The following is a 24029-nucleotide window of genomic DNA, read 5'->3' on the forward strand; positions in this document are numbered from 1 at the left end:
GCCGCCCTCCACGTCCCGTTTGCCGCACGGCACGCCCACCGTCACAGGAGACATCACCATGTCGCTCACCCGCAGGGACTTCGCCAGACAGTCCGCGATCACCTCGGCCGGGGTCGCGCTGGCCGGCAGCGTCGGCGCCCTCGCCACCGCGCCCAACGCTCTCGCGTCCACGGAGACGGCTGCCACCGAGGAACGACACGGTGGGGGCGTCGGCTACGGGCCGCTGCTGCCCGACCCCAAGGGGCTGTTGGCGCTGCCCGCCGGATTCTCGTACCGCGTGATCACGTACAGCGGGAAGACCACGCTGGAGTCGGGTGAGATCACCCCGTCCAACCACGACGGGACCGCCGCCTTCGCCGGGCCGCGCGGTACCACCCTTCTCGTCAACAACCACGAGCTGAAGGGTCCGCGCGCCAACTGGAAGTACCCGGTGCCGCTCACCGAGGGCCTGGTCTACGACCCGGCCGCGTCCGGTGGCTGCACGGTCGTCGAGGTGCGTCCCGGTGGTCAGGTCGCCGAGTGGGTGGGCATCGCCGGTACCTCCACCAACTGCGCGGGCGGCAGTACCCCTTGGGGCACCTGGCTCACCTGCGAGGAGAACTCCGACCGCGCCGGCGTCAACGGCATGACCAAGGACCACGGGTACGTCTTCGAGGTCGACCCCTGCGACAAGCGCGCCAACAGGAACCCCAAGCCCCTGAAGTTCTTCGGGCGTTACGACCACGAGGCCGTCGTCATCGACCCCAAGCGCGGCCACGCCTACCTCACCGAGGACGCCGCCTCGCCCAACGGCCTCCTCTACCGCTGGACCCCGCCGCAGCACTTCCACTACGGCCACGGCGCCTTCCGTACCCTCACCGACACCGCGGGCACCCTCCAGGCGCCCAAGTGCTTCGACTCCGCGGGCAAGTTCGTCGACGACCTCTCCCGCGCGACGAAGATCGGCACGGTGTACGGCGTCGACTGGGTCGACGTACCCGACCGCGACGGCCAGACCGTCGCCGTGCGCAAGCAGTTCGGCGACGGGGAGATCACTCGGGCCCGCAAGCTCGAAGGCATGTGGTGGGGCGACGGCGGCACCTACATCGTCTCCTCGTACGCCCGTGCCGAGAGCCCCGTCCAGCACGACGGCCAGGTCTGGTTCTACGACCCCAAGCGCCGCACGCTCACCCTGAAGGTCCTGCTGGGCGTGAACCCCGACCCGTCGGTCGACGGCGCCTTCGACGGCCCCGACAACATCACCGTCTCCCCGTACGGCGGCCTGATCATCGCCGAGGACGGCGAGGGCATCCAGCACCTGTTCGGCGCGACGGACAGCGGGCGGACGTATCCGATCGCCCGCAACGAACTCAACGCCGGTACCGAAGACGAGCCCGAATACAGCGAGTTCACCGGCGTCACCTTCTCGCCCGACGGCAAGACCTTGTACGCCAACATCCAGACGCCGGGAATCATGCTGGCGATCACCGGCCCGTGGAAGCGCCAGAAGCGCGGCTGATTAATTCGCTCGCTCGGCCCGCGGTACGCCTCCTAGAGTGATGAACGTCCAGGTGCGAAGGCAGGACCTACTTCCACTCATAATGGGGCGGCCGCGGGTTCGAGTCCCGTCACCGGTACAACGCGCCGGTGTAGCTCAGGGGTTAGAGCACCTACGTCGGTTCCGCCGACTTCGATCTCTGGACACCCAAAACTTCATGCACCTCCCGGTGCGCGATCTGAACTCGGGAGGCGCAGCAAATGGTGGGTGCCCGGTGCGAAGGCAGCGGATACTTCGGGAACTGGTGGGGATTACTCCTCATGCGGGTTCGAATCCCGTCATCGGCTCAGGGCCGGTGTGGCGGAATGGAAGACGCGCCAGTTATAAGCAACCGTCGCCGATTTCGACCTCGGTCACCTTCCTCTTGCTGCGCCTCCCTCCATAAACAACCGTTCCACGCACGAAGTGCCGGCGAATGGGGGGGAATTCATCATGGCGCGATTCAACACCAAGGGCACCAAGGCGCAGCCCACTTCGCGGGTCACCTCGACGGGGCGTGTGCTCCGTACGTACGAGGGCGGCCGCGGCCGTGAGCGGGACGAGCGCTCGGAGCTGTTCCTGCTGTCGCTCGCCAACTTCGTCGCGCAGAAGACCTTCTACGAGAGCGGCGAGGACCGGGACGACCGGTTCGCCGCGCTCGTACGCCGGCTCGCCGTCACCGACCCGGCGTGGACGGCCGGCCTGCTCGGCTGGCTGCGCGGCGAGGGCAACCTGCGTACGGCCGCCATCGTGGGCGCCGCCGAGTACGTGAAGGCACGCCTCGACGCGAACGTCACCGACGGCCCGACCAACCGGCAGGTCATCGACTCCGTGCTGCGTCGCCCGGACGAGCCCGGCGAGCTGCTCGCCTACTGGACCTCGCGGTACGGCCGGAACATCCCCAAGCCGGTGAAGCGGGGCGTCGCCGACGCCGTACGTCGGCTCTACAGCGCCAAGTCGCTGCTGAAGTACGACACGGCGTCCAAGGGCTACCGCTTCGGCGACATCCTCAACCTGGTGCACGCGGCGCCGGACCCGGACAAGCCGTGGCAGGGGGACCTGTTCCAGTACGCCCTCGACCGGCGCCACAACCCGGACACGGCCGTCGTGCCCAAGTCGCTGCCCGTGCTCACCGCACACCGCGACCTGATGGCACTGCGGCCCGCCAAGCGGCGCAAGGTCGTGACCGGGTCGGGCGGCGCCGAGCGGCTGGCGGATGCCGGTATGACCTGGGAGGCGCTGGCCGGCTGGTTGCAGGGGCCGATGGACAGGGCCGCCTGGGAGGCGGTCATTCCGTCCATGGGGGCGATGGCACTCGTCCGGAACCTGCGGAACTTCGACCAGGCGGGGGTGAGCGACGAGGTCGCGGCGCGGGTCGCCGCCAAGATCAGCGACCCGGCCGAGGTCGCGCGCTCGCGGCAGTTCCCCTTCCGCTACCTCGCCGCGTACCGGCACGCGCCCTCGCTGCGCTGGGCGTACCCGCTGGAGCAGGCGCTCGGGCATTCGCTGGCCAATGTGCCGGCGCTGGGCGGGCGGACGCTGGTCCTCGTCGACCGCTCGGGTTCGATGTTCTTCTCGCGGCTGTCCGAGCGCTCGGAACTCACCCGGGCCGACGCGGCGGCGGTCTTCGGTTCGGCGCTCGCACTGCGGGCGGCGGACGCGGATCTCGTCGAGTTCGGTACGTCGAGCAAGGCCGTGAAGTACCGCAAGGGCGAGTCGGTGCTGAAGATCCTGGACCGCTTCGGCGACCTGGGCGGCACCGACACGACCGAGGCGGTCCGGCGCCACTACAAGAAGCACGACCGGGTGCTGATCGTCACCGACGAGCAGTACGCGTACAGCAGGCACGGTGATCCGACCGCGCAGGTACCGGCCGACGTGCCGGTGTACACCTGGAACCTCGCCGGGTACAAGGCGGGCCACGGCCCGTCGGGGGCGGCCAACCGGCACACCTTCGGGGGGCTCTCGGACGCGGCGTTCCGGATGGTTCCGCTGTTGGAGAGTGCCCGGAGCGCGGACTGGCCGTGGGTCGGCTGAGGCGCGCTTGAAGTGAGCTGACGGTGTGGCCCGTACTTCGGTGCGGGCCACACCCTTGTGCGTCGCCATGACTGACATCTAACATTTTAGTTGTGGAAGCGATGCGACCGGCGATACGGCCTGTGCCCCGGACCCTGCTCAGGGACCGGGCGTACTCGGCGATCCGGGACGCCATCGTCGCCGGGGAGATCGAGCCCGGCGCGGTGGTGCGGGATGCCGAGCTGGCGGAGCGGCTCGGGTTGTCCCGGGCGCCCGTGCGGGAGGCGTTCTCGCGGCTGGTCGACGAGGGGCTGCTGGAGAGCAAGCCGCAGAGCTATACGCGGGTGACTCCCGTCGTGGCCGCCGAGGTGCGGGACGCCGCCGCCGTGGTCGGGGCCATGCACGAGTTGGCGGTTCGGGTGGCCGTACCCCGGTTGCTGGGCACGGACGTTGACGTCATGCGCGCGGCCAACGCGCGGTTCGCCGCCGCCGTGCGCTCCGGTGATGTGGACGCCGCCCTGCACGCCGACGACGAGTTGCACGACGTCCTCGTGCGCGTCAGCGGCAACCGCGCCGCCGCTGCCACCGTCGCCCGCTACACCCCCCTCATCCGCCGGCTGGAACGGCGGCGCTTCGGGGAGGGCGGCAACTGCCGTTCGGCCGGGCTGCACGAGCAGCTGATCGAGGCCTGCGCGGCGGGTGACGTGGACAGTGCGGTCCGGGTCACCGCGGAGATCTGGCGGGGCCTGGAGGAGCTCGCCGACGAAGCCGGCGATGCCGGCCAAGAGGCTCACTGATACCTGGAGAACCCCATGTCCCTTTCCTCGTACGAGCGTTACCCCCTCCTCTTCGGCTCCTCGCCCGTGCATCCGCTGGAGCGGCTCACCGCGCATCTCGGCGGTGCCGCCCTCTGGGCCAAGCGGGAGGACTGCAACTCCGGTGTGGCGTACGGCGGCAACAAGACCCGCAAGCTGGAGTACCTCGTCGCCGACGCGCTCGCCAAGGGGTGCGACACGCTCGTCTCGATCGGCGGGGTGCAGTCCAACCACACCCGTCAGGTCGCGGCCTGTGCGGCGCGTGCCGGGCTCAAGTGTGTTCTGGTTCAGGAGAGTTGGGTGGAGTGGCCCGACTCCGTCTACGACAAGGTCGGCAACATCCTGATCAGCCGGCTCGCCGGGGCCGATGTGCGGTTGGTGCGTGCCGGGTTCGGGATCGGGTTCAAGGAGAGCTGGGAGCTGGCCCTGCGGGAGGTGGAGGAGGGCGGCGGCAAGCCGTACGCGATTCCCGCCGGTGCCTCCGACCATCCGCTGGGCGGGCTCGGGTTCGCCGGCTGGGCGTACGAAGTCGCCGAGCAGGAGCGGGAGTTGGGCGTCTTCTTCGACACGGTCGTGGTGTGCTCCGTGACCGGATCCACCCAGGCCGGGATGGTCGCCGGGTTCGCCGCGCTGGAGGAGGCGGGCGGCCGGTCACGGCGCGTGCTCGGCATCGACGCGTCGGCGGCGCCCGCCCGGACCAAGGAGCAGATCGCGCGGATCGCCCACAACACGGGTCAACTCATCGGCCTCAAGCGTGAGTTGACGCAGGACGACGTCGAGCTGGACGAGCGCTATCACGCGGGTGTGTACGGGATCCCCGACGACACGACCCTGGACGCGATGCGGCTCGCCGCCCGTACGGAGGGGATGGTCACCGATCCCGTGTACGAGGGGAAGTCGATGGCCGGGATGGTCGATCTCGTGGCGCGCGGGGAGATCGGGCGGGAGTCCACCGTGCTGTACGCGCACTTGGGCGGGCAGCCCGCCTTGAACGCGTACAGCGCCCTGTTCTAGTTCTTCGTGTTCCAGGAGCGCGGTTCCGTTGTGGCGAGGGCGAGTTCGGCGAAGCGTTCGCCGATGCGGCGGTGGGTCGCCGCGTCCGGGTGGAGCTGGTCGGGGAGCGGGAGTTCGGCGAAGTCGGACTCGCTGTAGAGGGCGCGGCCGTCGAGGTGGTGGAGGTTCGGGTCCTCTGCCGACCGCTCCTTCACGATCCGTGCCAGCTCCTCCCGGATGACGTTGAGCGTCAGCTTTCCGGCGGCACGTTCGGCCGGGTCGCCCATGGGCTGGAAGCGGAGTCGGCCGGCGCTGAGCGTGGTGAAGTCCAGGGCGGTGGGGCCGGGGGTGTCCTCGTGCATGGGGCAGTAGAGGGGCGAGATCACCAGGAGCGGTGTCGTGGGGTGGCCCTCGCGGATGGTGTCGAGGAAGCCGTGGACGGCCGGGGTGAAGGCGCGTAGCCGCATCAGATCGGTGTTGACCAGATTGATGCCGATCTTGACGCTGATCAGGTCGGCGGGGGTGTCACGCATCGCACGGGCGGTGAACGGGTCGAGCAGGGCGCTGCCTCCCAGGCCCAGGTTGATCAGTTCCACACCGCCGAGGGAGGCGGCGAGCGCGGGCCAGGTGGTCGTGGGGCTCGCGGCGTCCGAGCCGTGGCTGATCGAACTGCCGTGGTGCAGCCAGACTTTGCGGTGCTTGTGCGGTGTGGGTACGGGTTCGGTGGGGGCGTCGGTGCGGAGGGCCACGAGTTCGGTGGTCTCGTTGTGGGGCAGCCAGATCTCGACGGTCTTCATGGTGTCCGGCAGGCCCGTGAAGCGGAGGGTTCCGGGTGTGCCGGGGCGGTGCTCGGCGGTCCCGGCGGCCATGTCGATGGTCAGGGTGTTGCCGCCGGTGACGCTGCCGTGGCCGGCCTGGCGGCCGTCGACGAGCAGGTCGTACACGCCGTCCGGGCGGGGCGGGGCGCCCACGTAGGTGCGCTTGGTGGGCAGCGTGTCCAGTTCGACGGAGGTCGCCCGGGTGCGGAAGACCAGCCGTACGCCGGAGGGCTGGGCCTCCGCCATGGCGAGTTGGGGGTCCGTGTTCTGGGCGCGGGCCCGGGCGGGCAGGCGGTGGGGGAGTACGCCGTGGGGGGTGTGTTCCAGGTCCAGGGCGCCGCGTATGAGGTCCGCGGTGATGGGGGTGGTGGTCCACTCGGGTTCGGTGCGCATGTCTGTCCTCGGCCTGTGGGTCAACGGGGGGAAGGGGACGGCCAGTTGCGCAGCAGGGCGTCGAGGGCGTCCATGGTCCGGGTCCAGGTCTCCTGCGAGTCGGGGGCGCTGTGGCTGAAGCCGCCCGCCAGTTCCAGGCTGACGTAACCGTGGAAGACGCTGCCCAGGAGGCGGACCGCGTGGGTCTGGTCGGGCTCCGTCAGGTCGTAGCCGCGCAGGATCGCCCGGGTCATCTGGGCGTGCCGGACGCCCGCGCTGGCCGCCGCCGTCTCGGGGTCGAGTCTCATCCGGGCGGCTGCGGCCCGGCCGGGGTGTTCCCGGGCGTACTCGCGGTAGACGTTCGCGAAGGCGGTCAGGGCGTCCTTGCCCGCCCGTCCGGCCACGGCGTCGGCGGCCCGGTCGGCGAGTTCCTCCAGGGCGAGGAGGGCGATCCTGGTCTTGAGGTCGTGGGTGTTCTTCACGTGCGAGTACAGGCTCGCGACCTTGACGTCGAAGCGCCGGGCGAGTTCCGAGGCGGTCACCTGGTCGAAGCCGACCTCGTCGGCGAGGTCCGCTCCGGCTCTGGTCAGGCGTTCCGTGGTCAGTCCTGCGCGTGCAGCCATGGCCTCTCCCGTTCGTCCGTGGGGCCTGTTTGGCTAAGGAGAGTATGCGTTTGCCTAAAGTGTTTAGGCAAATTAGCCTGCCGTTATGGAGCCGCTGACTGAGCAAGAGATCCGTGCCGCGTTCGTGAACTGCACGAAGGGTGAGGCGCGGCGCCTGTCCGTGCCGCGTGATCTGGCCGACCGGCCCTGGGAGGACCTGGACTTCCTGGGGTGGCGGGATCCGCAGGCCCCTGACCGTGCCTACCTGGTCGCGGAGCTGGACAGCGGCCGTCCGTCCGGTCTCGTCCTGCGCAGCTCGGCGCCCGCCTTCGGGCAGACGCGGCGCAGCATGTGCTCGATCTGCCTGACCTCGCACACCGGGGGCGTGTCCCTGATGGTCGCGCCGCGGGCGGGGAAGGCGGGGAAGCAGGGCAACTCGGTGGGGGCGTACATATGCGGCGACCTGTGCTGCTCGCTGTATGTGCGCGGCAGGAAGGACGCGGGCGCCGGGGCGCGGCTCCACGAGACGATCACTCTGGAGGAGAAGATCCGGCGGACCGTGGGGAACCTTGCCGCCTTCATCGCCAAGGTGACGGGATGACGGCTTGACGGTTCGACGGGTGGCGGTGTTGCCCCACGGTCCGCTTCTGCGGGTGGTCGTGCGTGGCTACAGCGCTTGCGCTGCCGGCTTCACCATGCCCCTGACCGTGCGGGACTTCACGAAGTCGCCGATCGCCGTCATCTCCCACTCGCCCGAGAACTGCTTGATCATCTTCGCCATCATGACCCCCGTCTGCGCTTCGGCGCTGGTGAGGTCGAAGCGGACCAGTTCCTCGCCCGTCGCCGCGTCCAGGAGACGGCAGTACGCCTTCGCCACCTCCGTGAACTTCTGGCCGGAGAAGGAGTTGACCGTGAAGACCAGGCCGGTGACCTCCTGGGGGAGGCGGCCCAGGTCGACCACGATGACCTCGTCGTCGCCCCCGCCCTCGCCCGTGAGGTTGTCGCCGGAGTGCTTGATCGCGCCGTTCACGATGGAGAGCTTGCCGAAGTAGCAGCTGTCGATGTGGTTGCGCTGCGGGCCGTACGCGATGACCGACGCGTCCAGGTCGATGTCCTTGCCCCGGTACGCGGGCTCCCAGCCGAGGCCCATCTTGACCTGGGAGAGGAGGGGCTTGCCGCCCTTGACCAGGGAGACGGTCTGGTTCTTCTGGAGGCTTACGCGGCCCTTGTCGAGGTTGATCTTGCCGGCGCCGAGGGTGGGGGCGGGGGGAGCGGCCGGGGGCGCCGGAGGCGCCGGGGGCTGGACCGGGGTGGGGGGTTGGATCGGGGTCGGCTGCGCGGCCGGGGCGGGGGCCGGGGCCGGGGTCGGTTCCTCCACGCTCACCCCGAAGTCCGTGGCGATGCCGGCCAGGCCGTTCGCGTAGCCCTGGCCCACCGCGCGGGCCTTCCAGGCGCCGTTGCGGAGGTAGATCTCGACGATCACCAGTGCGGTTTCGGAGCCGAGCTGTGGGGGTGTGAACGTGGCCAGGACGGCGTTGTCGGCCGCGTTGCGGATCGTGGCCGTCGGTTCGATGCCCTGGAAGGTCTGGCCTGCGGCGTCCGGGCTTGCCGTGACGACGATCTTTTCGATGCCTGGGGGGACGGCTGTGGTGTCGACCGTGATCGAGTCGGGGGTGGTGCCGCCGCCGGAGCGGTACGTCACGCCCGGGCCGGTCGGCTGGTTGTAGAAGATGAAGTCGTCGTCGGAGCGCACCTTGCCGTCGGCGGTGAGCAGCAGGCTCGATACGTCGAGCCGCACGGGGGCGGTGACGTCCACCGTCACGCGTGTGGTGGAGAGAGGGATGTTCGAGCCGGGGGTCATAGCTGTCATGCCGAGTGAACGACCGGGCCCGTTTTACCGTTCCCTTACTTGGCGTCCGATTGGGGGAAGGGGGTGCCTGGTGATTGTTTTCGCCCCCGCCGCCCCTACCCGTTCCCATCCCTGGGGGGTGCGCCCCCAGACCCCCGCTACGGGCCTTGTCCTCAAACGCCGGACGGGCTAAAAGATCAACCTCGGCCGGCGTTCGAGGCCAACCGCGTTCAGCCCACCCTCCAGCCCGTCCGGCGTTTGAGGACGAGGCCGTTCAGGCCGACAGGGGGGGTCTGGGGGCGGCAGCCCCCAGGGATGGGAACGGGTAGGGGCGGCGGGGGCGAGGAGAAGCTACGGGACCACCACGATCTTCCTGCCCACCCCCGACGCGAACTGTTCCAGCGCCTGCGGGTAGCTCTCCAGTGGTAGGCGGTCGCTGATGAAGATCTCCGGGTTCAGTACACCCGCCGCGAACAACTCCGCCGCCCGTTCGAAGCTGTGCAGGACCGCCATCGAACCGGTGATGGTGATCTCCTGGTTGTAGATGCGGTACGGGTCGATCGTGACCCGGGTCGCGTAGTCCGCCACGCCGAACTGCAAGAACGTGCCCGCCTTCGCCACCCGGTCCAGGCCGTCCTGGATCGCCGCCGCGTTGCCCGTCGCGTCCACCACCACGTCCCAGCCCTGGGGGCGGTCCAGTTCGTCCGCGTTCGTCGCCGAGCCTGATACGCCCAGCAACTGGGCCGTGGACAGGCGTTGTGCGTTGATGTCGACCACGTCGACACTCGCCGCGCCCGTCCGCTTCGCCAGCTCCAGCATCATCAGGCCCATCGTCCCCGAGCCGTAGATCAGGACATGCGCGCCCAGGCGGGACTGGAGTACGTCGTAGCCCCGTACCGCGCACGACAGCGGCTCCACCAGCGCCGCGTCCTGGGTGCGGATGTGCTCCGGGAGACGTACACAGTTGGCGACTGGAGCCACTGCGTACTGCGCCGCGCCGCCCGCCGTCGTCACCCCGATCGCCGCCCAGCGTTCGCAGAGGTTGTTGTGGCCCGTGCGGCAGTAGCGGCACTCGTGGCAGTAGAGGGAGGGGTCCACTGCCACGCGGTCGCCGACTGTCAGTTCCGTGACCGACACACCCACCCCCACCACCGTCCCCGCGAACTCGTGCCCCGGCACGATCGGCAGCGTCGGTGCGAACTCACCTTGGAGGATGTGCAGGTCGGTGCCGCACAGGCCGCAGGCCGCCACCCCCACGACGACGTCGCGGGGGCCCGGTGTCGGGTCCGGGACCTCCAGGACGACGGCCTTGCCCACGGACTCGATGACGGCTGCCTTCACTTCACGGCTCCCAGTGACAGGCCCTGGACCAGTTTGTCCTGGGCGGCGAACCCCGCGGCGAGCACCGGCAGGGAGATGACGAGCGACGCGGCGCACACCTTCGCCAGGAACAGACCCTGGCTGGTGATGAAGCCGGTGAGGAAGACGGGGGCCGTCTCCGCGACCACACCCGTCAGCACCCGTGCGAACAACAGCTCGTTCCAGCTGAAGATGAAGCAGATCAGGGATGTGGCGGCGATGCCCGGGAGGGCTATCGGGGCTACGACCCGGGTGAGGATCGTGGGCAGCTTCGCTCCGTCTACCCTTGCCGCCTCGATGATCGCCACCGGGACCTCGGAGAGGAACGACTGCATCATCCACACCGCGATCGGCAGGTTCATCGACGTGTAGAGGATGACCAGCAGCCAGATGTTGTCCAGCATGTCCGTGTTCTTCGCGAACAGGTAGATCGGCAGCAGGCCCGCCACCACCGGCAGCATCTTCGTCGACAGGAAGAAGAACAGGACGTCCGTCCATTTCCGGACCGGGCGGATCGAGAGCGCGTACGCCGCCGGGAGGGCCAGCAGCAGGACGAACAGTGTTGATGCCAGCGACGCCACCGTCGAGTTGATCAGGGACGGCCAGGGGCTCGCGCCGCCTCCCGTGCCGAAGAACTCGCGGTAGCCGTCGAGGGTCAGGGCTGCGCCGAAGGACGGGGGGTTGGTCGCCGCGTCCTCCTCCGAGTGGAAGGACGTCAGGGCCATCCAGGCGATCGGGAGGAAGAACAGGATGCCCGCCAGCCACGCCAGCAGACCCAGGCCCGCTCCTCGGGTACCCCGGGTGCGGCGCGGACGTACACCTACAGCGGTATCGCTCATGCTCGGGACGCCTCCTCACGGAACAGGGACGACACCACGCGCAGGGCGAAGGTCGCGATGATGATCGAGCCGATGACCACCAGGACGCCGGCCGCGGAGGCCAGGCCGTTCTCATGAGCCTGGTAGAAGCTCTGGTAGACGGTGTAGGGGAGGTTGGCCGTGCCCAGGCCGCCCGACGTGATCGTGAAGACCGCGTCGAAGTTCTGGACGATGTAGATCGAGCCCAGGAGCGCGCCGAGTTCGAGGTAGCGGCGGAGGTGGGGGAGGGTCAGGTGGCGGAAGATCTGCCAGTCGTTCGCGCCGTCGACCTTCGCCGCCTCGATCTGCTGCTGGTCGCGGCTCTGTAGTCCCGCCAGCAGGATCAGCATCATGAACGGCGTCCACTGCCAGACCAGTGATGCCTCCACCGCCAGGAGCGGGGTGTTGGAGATCCAGTCCGGTTGCGGGCCGCCCACGTAGTGCAACAGGCCGTTCAGCAGGCCGTATTCGGGGTTGTAGAGCACGTGCTTCCAGAGCAGGGACGCCGCCACCGGGACCACCAGGAAGGGGGCGATGAGGAGGGTGCGGACGATGCCCCTGCCGCGGAACCTGCGGTCCAGGAGGAGGGCCAGGGCCAGGCCGAGGATCAGGCTCGCCAGGACCACCGCCACCGTCAGCAGGACCGTCGTCCACACCGACTGGCGCAGGTCCGCGTCGGTCAGGACCTCCGTGTAGTTGGCGAAGCCCGTGAAGTGGCGGGCCTTCGGGTACAGCGAGTTCCAGTCGAAGAAGGAGATCACCAGCGTGGCCACGAACGGGAGTTGGGTCACGGCGATCATGAAGATCAGGGCGGGGAGGAGTGGGGCTCGGGTCGCCCAGGCGCGCATGCGGCCCGACGGGGGCTTCACGGCGCGTACGGATGGTGCGGCTGTCGGGGCTGTCGTCGTCGCGGTCATCGTCCCTCGTACTCCTCGGAGATCTCCTCTGCCAGCTTCTGGGACTTCTTCAGGGCCGACTCGACGGACTGGCGTCCGGCGATGGCCGCGCTGATCTCCTGCGAGACCTTGGTGCCGAGATCGGTGAACTCGGGGATGCCGACGAACTGGATGCCGGGTGCCGGGCGCGGCTGCACTCCGGGGTCGTTGGGGCGTGCGCCCTCGATGGCCTCCTTCGTCATCTCCTGGAAGGCGGCGGCTTCTTGGCGGTAGGCGGCGTTCTCGTACGTCGAAGCGCGCTTGCCCGCCGGGACGTTGGACCAGCCGATCTCGTCGCCGACCAGCTGCTCGTACTGCTTGCTTGACGCCCACGACACGAACTTCCAGGCGTCGTCGGGGTTTCGGGAGGCCTTCTGGATGCCCCAGGCCCAGGTGTAGAGCCAGCCGGAGGACTCCGTCTTCTCGACGGGCGCCGGTACGTAGCCGATCCTGCCCTTGACCGGGGAGTTAGCCGACTCCAGGGAGCCGGCCGCGGAGGTGGCGTCGTACCACATGGCGACCTTGCTCTGGGTCATGTTGTTGAGGCACTCGGCGAAGCCGGCCTGGGGGGCGCCGGACTCGCCGTGCTCGCGGACCAGGTCGACGTAGAAGGTCACCGCCTGCTTCCACTCGGGGGAGTCGAGCCGCGCCTTCCAGTCCTTGTCGAACCAGGTGCCGCCGAAGGTGTTCACGACCGTCGTCAGCGGGGCCATGACCTCGCCCCAGCCCGGCAGTCCGCGAAGGCAGATGCCCTTCATGCCGGACTCGGCGCCGTCCACCTCCGCCGCCAGGTCGGCGACCTCGGTCCAGGTGGGGTGCGGGGGCATGGTGAGGCCCTTCGCCTCGAACACGTCCTTGCGGTACATCAGGAAGGACGACTCGCCGTAGAAGGGCTGGCCGTACAGCTTCCCGTCGTCCCCGGTGAGGGACTCGCGCATCGGCTTGAGGACGTCCTGTTCGTCGTACGCGCTGTCCTTCGCGACGTACGTGTTCATCTCGCGCAGCCAGCCGTTGCGGGCGTAGATCGGGATCTCGTAGTTGGAGAGGGTCGCCACGTCGTACTGGCCCGCCTGGTTGGCGAAGTCCTGGCTGATCTTGTCGCGGACGTCGTTCTCGGGCAGGACGGTGAAGTTGACCTTGATGCCGGTCTCCTTGGTGAAGTGGGCCGCGGTGAGCTTCTGCAACTCGACCATCTGCGGGTTGTTCACCATCAGGACGTTGACGGCGTCGCCGCCGGAACCGGACCCGCCCGCTCCGGCCCAGCAGCCGGAGAGCAGCGGGGCGAGCAGCGTCCCTGCGGCGGCCAGGGCGAGCGTGGCTCGCGGCCTCCGTCGGCTCGGGGTTCGCATGGATCGCTCCTGGAGGTATGGGGATATAAGGGGCGCTCTTGGGGGTGGGGTGGGGTGCCTGTGACGGGGGTGCTGTGGAGAGGGGAGGGGGTTCAGACTCGTAGGACCTGCGGTCCCTGTAGCGAATAGCGGTGCGCCTCCGCCGTCGGCAGCAGCGTGCTCGTGACGATCGTGTCCAGGTCGCCTATGTCGGCGAACCGGCAGAAGCTCACCGCCCCGAACTTGGTGTGCACGCCCGCGAACACCGTGCGCCGGGAGGCCCGCATCGCCTGTGCCTTGACCTCGCTGACGGCGGGGTCGGGCGTGGTCAGGCCGTGTTCGCGGGAGATGCCGTTGGCGCCGATGAAGGCCAGGTCGATGACGAAGCCGGCCAGCATCTTCGTCGTCCAGTGGTCGACCGTCGCGAGGGTGCCGGGGCGGACCCGGCCGCCCAGCAGCAGGACCGAGGTGTTCTCGGTCTCCGCGAGGGCGCCCGCGACGGGCAGGGACGCGGTGACCACGGTCAACGGCCGGTCCCTCGGCAGGGCCTCGGCGATGAGCTGCGGGGTGAACCCCTCGTCGACGAAGACCGTTTCGGCGTCCCCGAGCAGCTCGGCCGCCGCGGCGGCGATCCGGCGCTTCTCGGGGACGTGGCTGGTGGCGCGGAAGGCGAGCGTCGTCTCGAAACCGGCGCTCTCCACGGGGTAGGCGCCGCCGTGGGTGCGGCGGACCAGGCCGTGATCCTCCAGGGCGCGCAGATCCCGTCGTACGGTCTCCTTGGCCACGCCCAGATCGGCGGCGAGGGCGGTCACGTCGACCGAACCGGTGGCACGGGCGGCGCGCACGATGTGCCGCTGGCGGTCCTCTGCGGTGCCGGTCATGTCGTCACCCGCCTTCCTGTGCCATGTTGCCCGTTCGGGCCCTGTGGAGGAAGTTCTACAGCGGGCGAGTGGCGGTGACCAGGTCTGTTACGGGGGCGATAGTGACCGGCTGTGCCCGTTCGGGCGGGGTGCGCCCATGGGCTCGGGGGTGCCGTCATGTTGCGGGTGCGGGGTGGCTGCGGCTGGTCGCGCAGTTCCCCGCGCCCCTGAATCGCCGCTGTCGCGGCGGATTCCGTGCCATCGCCCATGCCCGAACAACGCTGCGGGCGGCCCGTTCGGCGCCCGTCCGCAGCGTGCTCTGGAGAAGCTAGTACGGCCAGATGGGCGGGTCGGTCACGAAGGTGCCGCCGAGGTAGGCGTGCGCCTCGTTGCCGGGCTGGAGTTCGCCCTGCTCGGCGATCAGTTTCTCGGCGTAGGGCTCGGAGTCGTCCTGCGGGTCGTAACCGAGCGCCCGCGCGGTGCCGAGGTCCCACCACAGGCGGGTGTTGGCGGAGGAGCCGTAGACGACGCTGTGGCCGACTTCCTCGGCGGTCAGGGCCGCGTGGAGGAGGCGGGCGCCGTCCGCGGGGCTCATCCAGATCGACAGCATCCGTACGGTCGTCGGCTCGGCGAAGCAGGAGCCGATGCGCACCGAGACGGTCTCCAGGCCGTGCTTGTCCCAGTAGAGCTGCGCCAGGTCCTCGCCGAACGACTTGGACAGGCCGTAGAAGGTGTCCGGGCGGTGCGGGGTGGCGACCGGGATCAGCGGGTCGGTCCCCTCGGGGCGGGGCGTGAAGCCGACGGCGTGGTTGGAGGAGGCGAAGACGATCCGTCCGACGCCCTCCTCGCGCGCGGCCTCGTACAGGTTGTACGTGCCCTCGATGTTCGCCTTCAGGATCTTGTCGAAGGAGGACTCCAGCGAGATGCCCGCGAGGTGGACGATCGCGTCGACGCCCCGCACGGCCTCGCGCAGCGCCGCCCGGTCGGTGAGGTCCGCGGTGATCGCGTCCGGCTCGCCCTCGATGGGGAGCAGGTCGAACAGGCGCAGTTCGTAGCCGTACGACGGGAGCAGTTCCCGCATGAGGGTGCCGAGACCGCCGGCGGCGCCGGTGAGCAGGACGGTGCGGGGAGCGGGCATTCTCGGTCTCCTGGAGTCGGCAGACACATTCCGGCAGGCGGCATCGCAGGCGCATTCGTGTATAGCATTCACATTCATGGACACGCTAGGGATCGTGGACCGGCCTCGTCAAGTGTGGCGCGAGGTGGCGGAATCCGCTCCTGTGTTGCGGGTTTGCGCGCTTGACCGCCCCTAAGGGGGCCGATTAGCGTGGCAGCGTTCAGACATGTAGACGTGGATCAGAAGCATGCACGCATGTGTATGTCTAGGGAGAGTCCGTGACGTCAGCCGCCCTGGCCGCCCGCCTCACCGTCCCGAGCGGGCCGCTGTTCTTCCCCGTCACCGCGTACGGCCCCGACGGCTCGCTCGACCTCGACGTCTACCGCGCCCATGTGCGCCGGGGGGTGGAGGCGGGCGCCGCGGCCGTGTTCGCCTGCTGCGGCACCGGGGAGTTCCACGCGCTGACACCCGAGGAGTTCCAGGACTGCGTACGGGCGGCGGTGGCGGAGACGGCCGGGCGCGTGCCCGTGGTCGCGGGCGCCGGATACGGCACCGCGCTCGCCGTGCGCTACGCGCGTCTCGCCGAGGAGGCCGGGGCCGACGGGCTGCTCGCCATGCCGCCGTACCTGGTGGTGGCCGGGCAGCAGGGGCTGCTGCGCCACTACCGGGAGCTGGCCGCGTCCACCGCCCTGCCGGTGATCGTCTACCAGCGCGACAACGCCGTGTTCACCCCGGAGACCGTCGTCGGGCTGGCGCGTACCGACGGGATCATCGGGCTCAAGGACGGAGTCGGCGACCTGGACCTGATGCAGCGGATCGTGAGTGCCGTACGGGCCGAGGTGCCCGGCGACTTCCTGTACTTCAACGGGCTGCCGACCGCCGAACTGACCGGGCTCGCCTACAAGGGCATCGGCGTCACCCTGTACTCGTCGGCCGTCTTCTGCTTCGCGCCCGAGATCGCCCTCGCCTTCCACAAGGCCCTCAACACCGGCGACGACGCGACCGCGAACCGGCTCGTGGACGGCTTCTACCGGCCGTTCGTCGAGCTGCGCGCGCAGGGGCGCGGGTACGCCGTCTCGCTCGTCAAGGCGGGCGTACGGCAGACCGGGCTGGACGTCGGGGAGGTCCGGCCGCCGCTGCACGAGCCGAGCGAGGAGCATCTGAAGCAGCTGGCCCGGCTCGTGGAGCGGGGTTACGCGTTGCTCGACGAGGGCACGGGCACGGGGGCCGCTTCGGGGGCCGTCGTCGATTCCGAGTTCGAGGAGAGCGTGTGAAGGCGTCCGCATTCGTCTATCCCTGGGACGTCAACGGCGACCCCGACGCCGCCCCGCGGATCGCCGCGCTCGGCGTGGAACAGGTGACGCTGGCCTCCGCGTACCACTCCACGCGCGCGTTGACGCCGCGCCACCCGCGCCACCGCATCGTCACCGCCGAGCACGCGGCCGTGCTGTACCCCCCGGACGAGCGCTGGGCGGGCCGTGAGCTGCGGCCGTACGCGGCCGGGGCGTGGGCCCCCGGGGAGGCCTACGGCGAGGCCGCCGCCGCCCTCGCCGACGCGGGCCTCGACGTGCACACCTGGGTCGTCCTCGCGCACAACTCCCGGCTCGGCGCCGAGCACCCGGACACCTCCGTGGTCAACGCGTACGGAGACCGCTACCCATGGGCGCCCTGCATCGCGCAGCCCGCCACGCGCGCGTACCTGGTGGATCTGGCGGCGGAGGCGGCGGTACGCCCCGGGGCGCGCGGTACGGAGCTTGAGTCGCTGGGCTGGTACGGACTCACACATCTGCACGCCCACGACAAGACCGGCGCCATCGGGCTCGGTGACGCCGGCCAGTATCTGATGGCGCTCTGCTTCTGCCCGTCCTGCCGGGCGGGGTACGGCGGGACGGGCCTCGATCCCGACGAGCTGGCGGCGGCCGTACGGGGCGCGCTGGAGCCGTTGTGGCGGGGCGCGCCGGACGACGGGGGGTGGGCGGGGGTCGAGAAGGCGCTCGGGGAGGAGAAGGCGGGCCTCACGCGCGCGTGGCGCGAGGAAACGGCCCGCACGCTTCAGGAGGCGGCGGTGGCTGCCGTTCGGGCGGTGGCTCCGGCCGGCTTCCAGGTGCTGCTGCACGCGGACCCGGTCGGCTATCACGTCGGTGCGAATCCCGGTGTGGATCCCGCGCACATTCTGTCTGTCGCGGATGGTGTGGTGGTGCCGTGTACGGGTGGGGCGGGGTTGCTGTCGCCGTTCGCGGAGGTGGGGCGGCGGGGGGCTGTTCTGGCCGCGAACCTTGTCGTGGTGTCGGGGATGGGGGGGAGTCCGGGGTCGCTCGGGGTGGATGTGGAGCGGGCGGTGGGGTTGGGGGCGACGGAGTTGCGGCTTTATCACGCGGGGTTGGCTTCGGATGGGGATTTGGGGTTGGTGCGGGGGGCGCTTGGGCGGGGGTGAGTTTGTTTCGCCCCCGCCGCCCCTACCCGTCCCATCCTTCTGGGGGCTGCGCCCCCAGACCCCCCTTTCGCGCTGAACGCGCTCGTCCTCAAACGCCGGACGGGCTGGGGGTGCCGGGGCGGGTGGGAAAGTGCGGGTGGGAGGGCGGGAAGATCGGTCTGAACGGCCTTGTCCTCAAGCGTCGGGCGGGCCGGAGGTGCTGGTCGGCGCTGATGGGGTATCGCCTGTGCTTGTGATCTCCGGTCGGCTGGGGCGCCCCTTCAGGGGCGCGGGGAACTGCGCGATCAGCCCCCACCGGGCCTGCGGCCAGGCAGCAGGGGTGCTGCGGTCAGGAGGAGGGCCAGGCCTAGTGCGGGCAACAGCGCTCGGTGGTCCACCGGTTCGACCAGGGCCGCGCCTATCGCCAGGCCTATCGCCGTGGGCGCGAACATCAGGGTGTTGGCGGTGGCGGCGGTACGGCCCAGGAGTTCGTTCGGGGTCTCGCGTTGTACGGCCGTCAGGCCCGCGATGAGTGCGCAGGGCAGGCCGATGCCTGTCGCCACGCCGGAGATCAGGAACACCGCGTCGGACGGGACTGCCTTGAGCGTGGTCGCGACGGCGGTGAGGGCGATGCCGTACGCGGCGAACTTGCGCTCCCCCAGGCGTCGTAGGAGCGGGCCCGAGGTGAGGCCGACGAACACGGAGCCGACGCCCTGGAGGACGTACAGGGGGCCCGCGTAGGTGGGGGAGTGGCCCAGGGACTCGATGACGGCGTAGAGCAGGGCGCTGGCGATGCCGGTGAGGAGCATCGTGGTGCCGGCCGCCAGGACGAGGGGGCGGAGGGTGGGGTGGTGGCGTAGGTGGTGGGTGCCTTCGGTGAGTTGGGTGCGCCAGGTGGTGGTGGCTGCTTTGGGTGCTGCTTCTGCTGCTTCTGCTGCGTCTACGCGCACTCGCGCGTAGACGATCGCTGCGAGGACGAACGTCAGTGCGTCGAGGAGGGCCACGGTCGGGCCGCCGTACGCGGCGTAGAGGCCGGCTCCGGCCAGTGGGGCTATCAGTTTCATGCCCTCGTTCGCCGTCATGCGCAGGCCGTTGAAGTCGCCCAGGAGTGATTTGTCGACGGCTTGTGCCATCAGGGCTGACTCCGCGGCGTCGTGCACGACCCCTGCCGTTCCGTACAGGAAGAGGACGGAGAAGAGGATCCATACGCGGTCCGGGGAGTCGACGGCGAAGAGGGTGAGGAGGAGTGCGGCCAGGGTGAGGTTGGTGCGGATGAGGAGGGGTTTGCGGGGGACGCGGTCGGCGATTGTGCCGAGGAAGGGGCCGGCGAGGGTGGGGGCCCACATCGTGAGGAGGCAGAGGGCGGCGAGGGTGTTGGAGCCGGTGAGGTCCTTCACCCAGATGCCGGAGGCCAGCCAGAGGGCGGAGGTGCCGAAGCCGGAGAGGACGACTGCGGCGAGGCAGGGGGCGGTGGTGGGGTCGCGGAGGATGCGGAGGGCTGTCGGGTTGCTGGGCGTCATGGCTGGTCATGGTGGGGCTAAGGGGTGCGGGCCGGGATCGGTAAGGTGCCTTAGATTCGCCCCCGCCGCCCCTACCCGTTCCCATCCCTGGGGGCTGCGCCCCCAGACCCCCCTTTCGGCCTGAACGGCCTCGTCCTCAAACGCCGGACGGGCTGGTAGTCAGCCCCTCCGGCGTTTGAGGAGCGGGGGTTCGGGGGCGGAGCCCCCGAGGACGGGACGGGTAGGGGCGGCGGGGGCGAGAAACTCCGAGCGGCCCCGGGCGGAGCCCTCCGCGCCGTACGCTCCCCGCATGCCCCTGAGCCTCACCGTCCTCGGCACAGCCTCCCCCCACCCCACGCCAGGACGCCCCTGCTCCGGCTACCTCCTGCGCGGCGGCGGCGCCGAGATCTGGGTCGACGCCGGGCCCGGAACCTTCGCGGAGTTGCAACGGCACACCGATCCCTCCCGGCTCACCGCGATCTGGATCTCCCACCTCCACGCCGATCACAGCGCGGATCTGCTTGCCGCCGTGTACGGGTTCGCGTACGGCGGGCTCACCCCGCCCGCGCCCATCCCCGTCTACGCCCCGCGTTCCTGCGCCCTCCGCCTCGCCGGTTTCTTCGGGCGGGCCGACACCTCCTTCCTCAGCGGAATCCTCGACTTCAGGCCCCTGTACGACGGCCACACCGTCCGGCACTGGAACCTGCGGCTCACGACCCGCGCGGTCTCTCACGGCACCGAGGCGTACGGGCTGCGCGCCGAGTCGCAGGGCAAGGTGTTCGCGTACTCCGGTGACACCGGACCCTGCGACGCGCTCGCCGAACTCGCCCGGGGCGCCGACCTGTTCCTGTGCGAGGCCGACATCGACCGGCATGGTGATCGCGATGGCGAACAGGTGCATCTGACTCCGGAGGACGCCGGCGCTTACGCGAAGGGGGCCGCTTCGTTGCTCATCACGCACGTAGGGCCCACGCTCACCCCCGACATCGCGACCGAGCGCGCCGCCGCCGTCTTCGGCGGGCCCACCGACACCGCGTACGAGGGCACGACCAAGATCATCTGATCCGATTCCCTCGGCTCCTTCTCGGCTTCCCCTCTCCTCTCCTCTCCCTCCTCCCTCTCTCCTCCCTCTGTCAACTTCCTTTGTCAGAAGCGTTGACGAAACACACGGCCGCTCCTACCTTCAACCCGTCGTACTTCGTACGTCATATATGAGACGCGATATGTGAGATATTCGAGAGGCGCGCATGACCTCTGTGCCCATGCCGATCCCGTCCCGCACCCAGTTCGTGCTGGAGGGGATCAAGCACCGCATCCTCACCGGGCAGTTGACCCCGGGACAGGCCCTGGTCGAGACCGAACTCGCCGCACAGTTCGGGGTGTCGAAGACCCCGGTGCGCGAGGCGCTCAAGACGCTGGCCGGTACCGGGCTCGTCGTGATGAACCAGTACAAGGGCGTCACGGTGCGCATGGTGGACGCGGACATGGCGCGTGAGGTCTACGACGTACGGCTGCTCCTGGAGCCGGAGGCCCTCAAGCGGTCCGTGCGGAGAGGAGCTTCGCTCGATGCCGCCCGTGACGCGCTGACCCGCGCCGATCAGGCCGCCGACACCGCCGAACGCTCCCTGGCCAACCGGGAGTTCCACCGTTCCCTCTATGTGCGGTGCGGCAATCCGCTGCTCGGCCGGATGCTCGACGAGGTGCGCGACCAGGCCGCCCTGGTCTCGGCCGTCGCCTGGGCCGCCAACCCCTCCTGGGAGCGGGAGGCCGACGAGCACCGGGAGATCCTGCGGCTCGCCCTCGACGGAGACGCCGACGGCGCGGCGCGCGCCCTGCACGCCCATATCGAGTCGTTCGTCCAACGGGCTTACCCCGCAGGGGAGTCCGAGGTCCAGCGAGAGGACGGTCAGGAATGAGCGGCGTGGCCTTCGAGACCCAACGGGCGGCCCTGGCCGACGTGGTGGCGATCCCGGTGACCCCGTTCGCCGAGGACGGCACCGTCGACCAGCCCGCCCACCGGGCCCTGCTGCGCCGGCTCCTCGACGGAGGCATCAACACCCTTACGCCGAACGGCAATACGGGCGAGTTCTACACCCTCACCCCCGAAGAACGGCTCCTCGTCACCGAGTTGACCCTCGACGAGGTGGGCGACCGGGCCGCGATCCTCGTCGGCGTAGGACACGACGTACCGACCGCCGTGGCCGCCGCCCGGCACGCCCGCGACAGCGGCGCCTCGATGGTGATGGTCCATCAGCCCATCCATCCGTATGTCTCGGAGGGCGGGTGGGTCGACTATCACCGGGCCATCGCCGAGGCCGTTCCGGAGCTTGGCGTCGTGCCCTACATGCGCAACGCCTCGCTCAGCGGTCTGCGGCTCGCCGAACTCGCCGACGTCTGTCCCAACGTCATCGGTGTGAAGTACGCCGTCCCGGACGCCGCCCGCTTCGCCGCCTTCGCCCGTGACGCCGGGCTCGAACGGTTCGTCTGGGTCGCCGGGCTCGCCGAGCCCTACGCGCCCTCCTACTTCTCCGCCGGCGCCACCGGCTTCACCTCCGGGCTCGTGAACGTCGCCCCGGCCGTTTCGCTGAACATGATCGAAGCGCTTCGATCGGGCGACTACCCGGCCGCCATGAAGGTCTGGGAGCAGATCCGCCGCTTCGAGGAGCTGCGCGGCGCCAACGCCTCAGCGAACAACGTGACCGTCGTCAAGGAGGCCCTCGCCTCGCTGGGACTGTGCCGACGCGACGTCCGCCCGCCGAGCCGCGCCCTGCCCGAGCACGAACGCGCCGAGGTCGCCGCCATAGCCTCCGGGTGGTCCATATGACCGGCGACAGGGTCAGGAAGCGGCCCGAAGACCTCAGAAGTCATCAGTGGTACGGGACCGACGGGCTTCGTTCCTTCAGCCATCGCGCCCGTACCCGCCAGCTCGGCTACCTCCCCGAAGAGCACCTCGGCAAGCCCGTCATCGCGATTCTCAACACCTGGTCGGACATCAATCCCTGTCATGTGCACCTCCGTGACCGGGCGCAGGCCGTGAAGCGGGGCGTCTGGCAGGCGGGCGGATTCCCCCTGGAGTTCCCGGTCTCCACCCTCAGTGAGACCTTCCAGAAGCCGACCCCCATGCTCTACCGCAACCTCCTCGCCATGGAGACCGAGGAGCTGCTGCGCTCGTACCCGGTCGACGGCGCCGTCCTGATGGGCGGCTGCGACAAGTCCACGCCCGCCCTGCTCATGGGGGCTGCCTCCGTCGATCTGCCCGCTGTTTTCGTGCCTGCCGGGCCCATGCTGCCGGGCCACTGGCGCAACGAGGTCCTCGGTTCCGGCACCGACATGTGGAAGTACTGGGACGACAAGCGCGCCGGGCTCATCGGCGACTGCGAGATGACGGAGCTGGAGAGCGGGCTCGCGCGTTCGCCCGGGCACTGCATGACCATGGGTACGGCGTCCACGCTCACCGCCGCCGCCGAGGCGCTCGGGGTGACCGTGCCGGGGGCGTCCAGCATCCCGGCCGTCGACTCCGGGCACGACCGGATGGCCGCCGCGTCCGGTCTCAGGATCGTCGAACTGGTCCACCAGGACCGGAAGTTGAGCGACATCCTCACCGCCGATGCCTTCACCGACGCGGTCACCACCGTGCTCGGCCTCGGCGGCTCCACCAACGCCGTGATCCATCTGATCGCCATGGCGGGCCGGGCCGGCGTCCGGCTCACCCTGGACGACTTCGACCGCATCGCGCGGACCGTGCCGGTGCTGGCCAACGTACGGCCGGGCGGACAGACGTACCTCATGGAGGACTTCCACTTCGCCGGTGGCCTGCCCGGATTCCTCTCCCGGATCACCGACCTGCTGCATCTCGACCGGCCGACCGTCTCGTACGACAGCATGCGCGAGCAGCTCGACGGCGCCCAGGTGCACAACGACGAGGTCATCCGGCTCCGGGACAACCCGGTCGCGAAGGAGGGCGGGGTCGCCGTCCTGCGCGGCAACCTGTGCCCCGACGGTGCCGTCATCAAGCACATCGCCGCCGAGCCGCACCTGCTCAAGCACACCGGACGCGCGGTCGTCTTCGACGACTACAGGACCATGCAACGCACCATCAACGACCCGGAGTTGGGCATCACCGCCGACACGGTCCTGGTGCTGCGCGGCTCCGGTCCCAAGGGCGGTCCAGGCATGCCCGAGTACGGGATGCTGCCCATCCCCGACCACCTGCTCAAGCAGGGCGTACGGGACATGGTGCGGATCTCCGACGCCCGGATGAGCGGGACCAGTTACGGCACGTGCGTGCTGCACGTGGCACCCGAGTCGCATGTCGGCGGGCCCCTCGCGCTCGTCCGCACCGGGGACTCCATCACCCTCGACGTCGAGGGACGGTCGCTTCAACTCAACGTGGATGAGGGCGAGTTGGCGCTTCGGCGGGCGGAGTGGACGCCGCCGGCCGAGCGGTACGAGCGCGGCTACGGGGCGCTCTACAACGAGCAGATCACCCAGGCCGACACCGGCTGCGACTTCGAGTTCCTGGCCCGGCCGGGCAAAGTGCACGACCCGTACGCGGGCTGACCGCAAGCAGAGCACGACCTCGCACGACCCCGTACGGCCATGCGCCACTCGCACGCCACTGCACCACCCGCACACCCCTGCACCAGGAGAAAGCGCTTCCCGTACGACGCACGCACGACG

21 protein-coding genes are annotated in these 24029 nt (G+C 69.9%); 11 read left to right on the forward strand and 10 right to left on the reverse strand.

Going from position 1 to position 24029, the window contains the following annotated elements; all coding sequences use genetic code 11:
- The first annotated feature begins 58 nt into the window (after positions 1–58).
- The 4 genes from OG787_RS38180 (at position 59) to OG787_RS38195 (ending at position 5361) form a co-directional block, all read left to right on the forward strand.
- On the forward strand, positions 59–1498 hold the full coding sequence (locus OG787_RS38180; RefSeq protein ID WP_405538300.1) for an alkaline phosphatase PhoX: 1440 nt from the start codon (positions 59–61) through the stop codon (positions 1496–1498).
- 471 nt (positions 1499–1969) lie between these two features.
- Positions 1970–3553, forward strand: coding sequence for a TROVE domain-containing protein (locus tag OG787_RS38185; protein WP_405538301.1), 1584 nt, complete (start codon positions 1970–1972; stop codon positions 3551–3553).
- Positions 3554–3654: 101 nt separating this feature from the next.
- Entirely contained in the window at positions 3655–4329 is a 675-nt protein-coding gene (locus OG787_RS38190) for a GntR family transcriptional regulator (RefSeq protein WP_369037301.1), read from the forward strand.
- Positions 4330–4344: 15 nt separating this feature from the next.
- Entirely contained in the window at positions 4345–5361 is a 1017-nt protein-coding gene (locus OG787_RS38195) for a 1-aminocyclopropane-1-carboxylate deaminase (protein WP_369037288.1), read from the forward strand.
- Here OG787_RS38195 and OG787_RS38200 read toward each other — a convergent pair.
- Both OG787_RS38200 and OG787_RS38205 read right to left on the reverse strand, forming a co-directional pair.
- Positions 5358–6551, reverse strand: coding sequence for a GDSL-type esterase/lipase family protein (locus OG787_RS38200; protein WP_369037287.1), 1194 nt, complete (start codon positions 6549–6551; stop codon positions 5358–5360). The genes OG787_RS38195 and OG787_RS38200 overlap by 4 nt on opposite strands.
- A 20-nt stretch (positions 6552–6571) precedes the next feature.
- Complete coding sequence (locus OG787_RS38205; RefSeq protein WP_369037286.1) at positions 6572–7153, reverse strand: TetR/AcrR family transcriptional regulator; 582 nt, start codon at positions 7151–7153, stop codon at positions 6572–6574.
- An 85-nt stretch (positions 7154–7238) separates the two neighbouring features.
- Between OG787_RS38205 and OG787_RS38210 the strand changes: the two genes are divergently transcribed.
- Entirely contained in the window at positions 7239–7733 is a 495-nt protein-coding gene (locus OG787_RS38210; protein WP_369037285.1) for an FBP domain-containing protein, read from the forward strand.
- Between the two features lie 66 nt (positions 7734–7799).
- Here the strand turns inward: OG787_RS38210 and OG787_RS38215 are convergent, their stop codons facing one another.
- The 7 genes from OG787_RS38215 to OG787_RS38245 form a co-directional block, all read right to left on the reverse strand.
- A complete protein-coding gene (locus tag OG787_RS38215) occupies positions 7800–8993 on the reverse strand; it encodes a TerD family protein (RefSeq protein WP_405540711.1) in 1194 nt (397 codons plus the stop codon).
- 339 nt (positions 8994–9332) lie between these two features.
- Positions 9333–10322: a zinc-dependent alcohol dehydrogenase family protein gene (locus tag OG787_RS38220; RefSeq protein WP_405538303.1), complete on the reverse strand. Its 990-nt coding sequence runs from the start codon at positions 10320–10322 to the stop codon at positions 9333–9335.
- Positions 10319–11179, reverse strand: coding sequence for a carbohydrate ABC transporter permease (locus OG787_RS38225; RefSeq protein ID WP_405538305.1), 861 nt, complete (start codon positions 11177–11179; stop codon positions 10319–10321). The genes OG787_RS38220 and OG787_RS38225 overlap by 4 nt, the downstream gene beginning before the upstream one ends.
- Entirely contained in the window at positions 11176–12114 is a 939-nt protein-coding gene (locus OG787_RS38230; protein ID WP_405538307.1) for a carbohydrate ABC transporter permease, read from the reverse strand. Before OG787_RS38230 ends, OG787_RS38225 begins: the two co-directional genes overlap by 4 nt.
- Complete coding sequence (locus OG787_RS38235) at positions 12111–13481, reverse strand: ABC transporter substrate-binding protein (RefSeq protein ID WP_405538308.1); 1371 nt, start codon at positions 13479–13481, stop codon at positions 12111–12113. The genes OG787_RS38230 and OG787_RS38235 overlap by 4 nt, the downstream gene beginning before the upstream one ends.
- A 92-nt stretch (positions 13482–13573) precedes the next feature.
- Positions 13574–14341, reverse strand: a complete 768-nt coding sequence (locus tag OG787_RS38240; RefSeq protein WP_369037280.1) for a DeoR/GlpR family DNA-binding transcription regulator — start codon at positions 14339–14341, stop codon at positions 13574–13576.
- 307 nt (positions 14342–14648) lie between these two features.
- Entirely contained in the window at positions 14649–15458 is an 810-nt protein-coding gene (locus OG787_RS38245) for an NAD-dependent epimerase/dehydratase family protein (RefSeq protein WP_405538309.1), read from the reverse strand.
- Between the two features lie 257 nt (positions 15459–15715).
- Between OG787_RS38245 and OG787_RS38250 the strand changes: the two genes are divergently transcribed.
- Both OG787_RS38250 and OG787_RS38255 read left to right on the forward strand, forming a co-directional pair.
- Positions 15716–16711, forward strand: a complete 996-nt coding sequence (locus OG787_RS38250; RefSeq protein ID WP_369037278.1) for a 5-dehydro-4-deoxyglucarate dehydratase — start codon at positions 15716–15718, stop codon at positions 16709–16711.
- Complete coding sequence (locus OG787_RS38255) at positions 16708–17871, forward strand: hypothetical protein (RefSeq protein ID WP_405538311.1); 1164 nt, start codon at positions 16708–16710, stop codon at positions 17869–17871. Before OG787_RS38250 ends, OG787_RS38255 begins: the two co-directional genes overlap by 4 nt.
- A 284-nt stretch (positions 17872–18155) precedes the next feature.
- Here the strand turns inward: OG787_RS38255 and OG787_RS38260 are convergent, their stop codons facing one another.
- Complete coding sequence (locus OG787_RS38260; RefSeq protein WP_405538312.1) at positions 18156–19370, reverse strand: MFS transporter; 1215 nt, start codon at positions 19368–19370, stop codon at positions 18156–18158.
- Positions 19371–19659: 289 nt separating this feature from the next.
- On the opposite strand from OG787_RS38260, the gene OG787_RS38265 reads away from it, so the two are divergent.
- The 4 genes from OG787_RS38265 (at position 19660) to araD (ending at position 23909) form a co-directional block, all read left to right on the forward strand.
- Complete coding sequence (locus OG787_RS38265) at positions 19660–20412, forward strand: MBL fold metallo-hydrolase (protein WP_369036988.1); 753 nt, start codon at positions 19660–19662, stop codon at positions 20410–20412.
- A gap of 184 nt (positions 20413–20596) precedes the next feature.
- Positions 20597–21265 carry a GntR family transcriptional regulator gene (locus OG787_RS38270; RefSeq protein WP_369036987.1) on the forward strand — a complete coding sequence of 223 codons (669 nt, stop codon included), beginning with the start codon at positions 20597–20599 and terminating at the stop codon, positions 21263–21265.
- Positions 21262–22173, forward strand: a complete 912-nt coding sequence (locus OG787_RS38275) for a dihydrodipicolinate synthase family protein (RefSeq protein ID WP_369036986.1) — start codon at positions 21262–21264, stop codon at positions 22171–22173. The genes OG787_RS38270 and OG787_RS38275 overlap by 4 nt, the downstream gene beginning before the upstream one ends.
- Positions 22170–23909: an L-arabinonate dehydratase gene (araD, locus tag OG787_RS38280; protein WP_405538315.1), complete on the forward strand. Its 1740-nt coding sequence runs from the start codon at positions 22170–22172 to the stop codon at positions 23907–23909. The genes OG787_RS38275 and araD overlap by 4 nt, the downstream gene beginning before the upstream one ends.
- The last annotated feature ends 120 nt before the right edge of the window (positions 23910–24029 follow it).

Source organism: Streptomyces sp. NBC_00075, from assembly GCF_045041225.1.
In the GTDB taxonomy this organism is placed as follows: domain Bacteria; phylum Actinomycetota; class Actinomycetes; order Streptomycetales; family Streptomycetaceae; genus Streptomyces; species Streptomyces adonidis.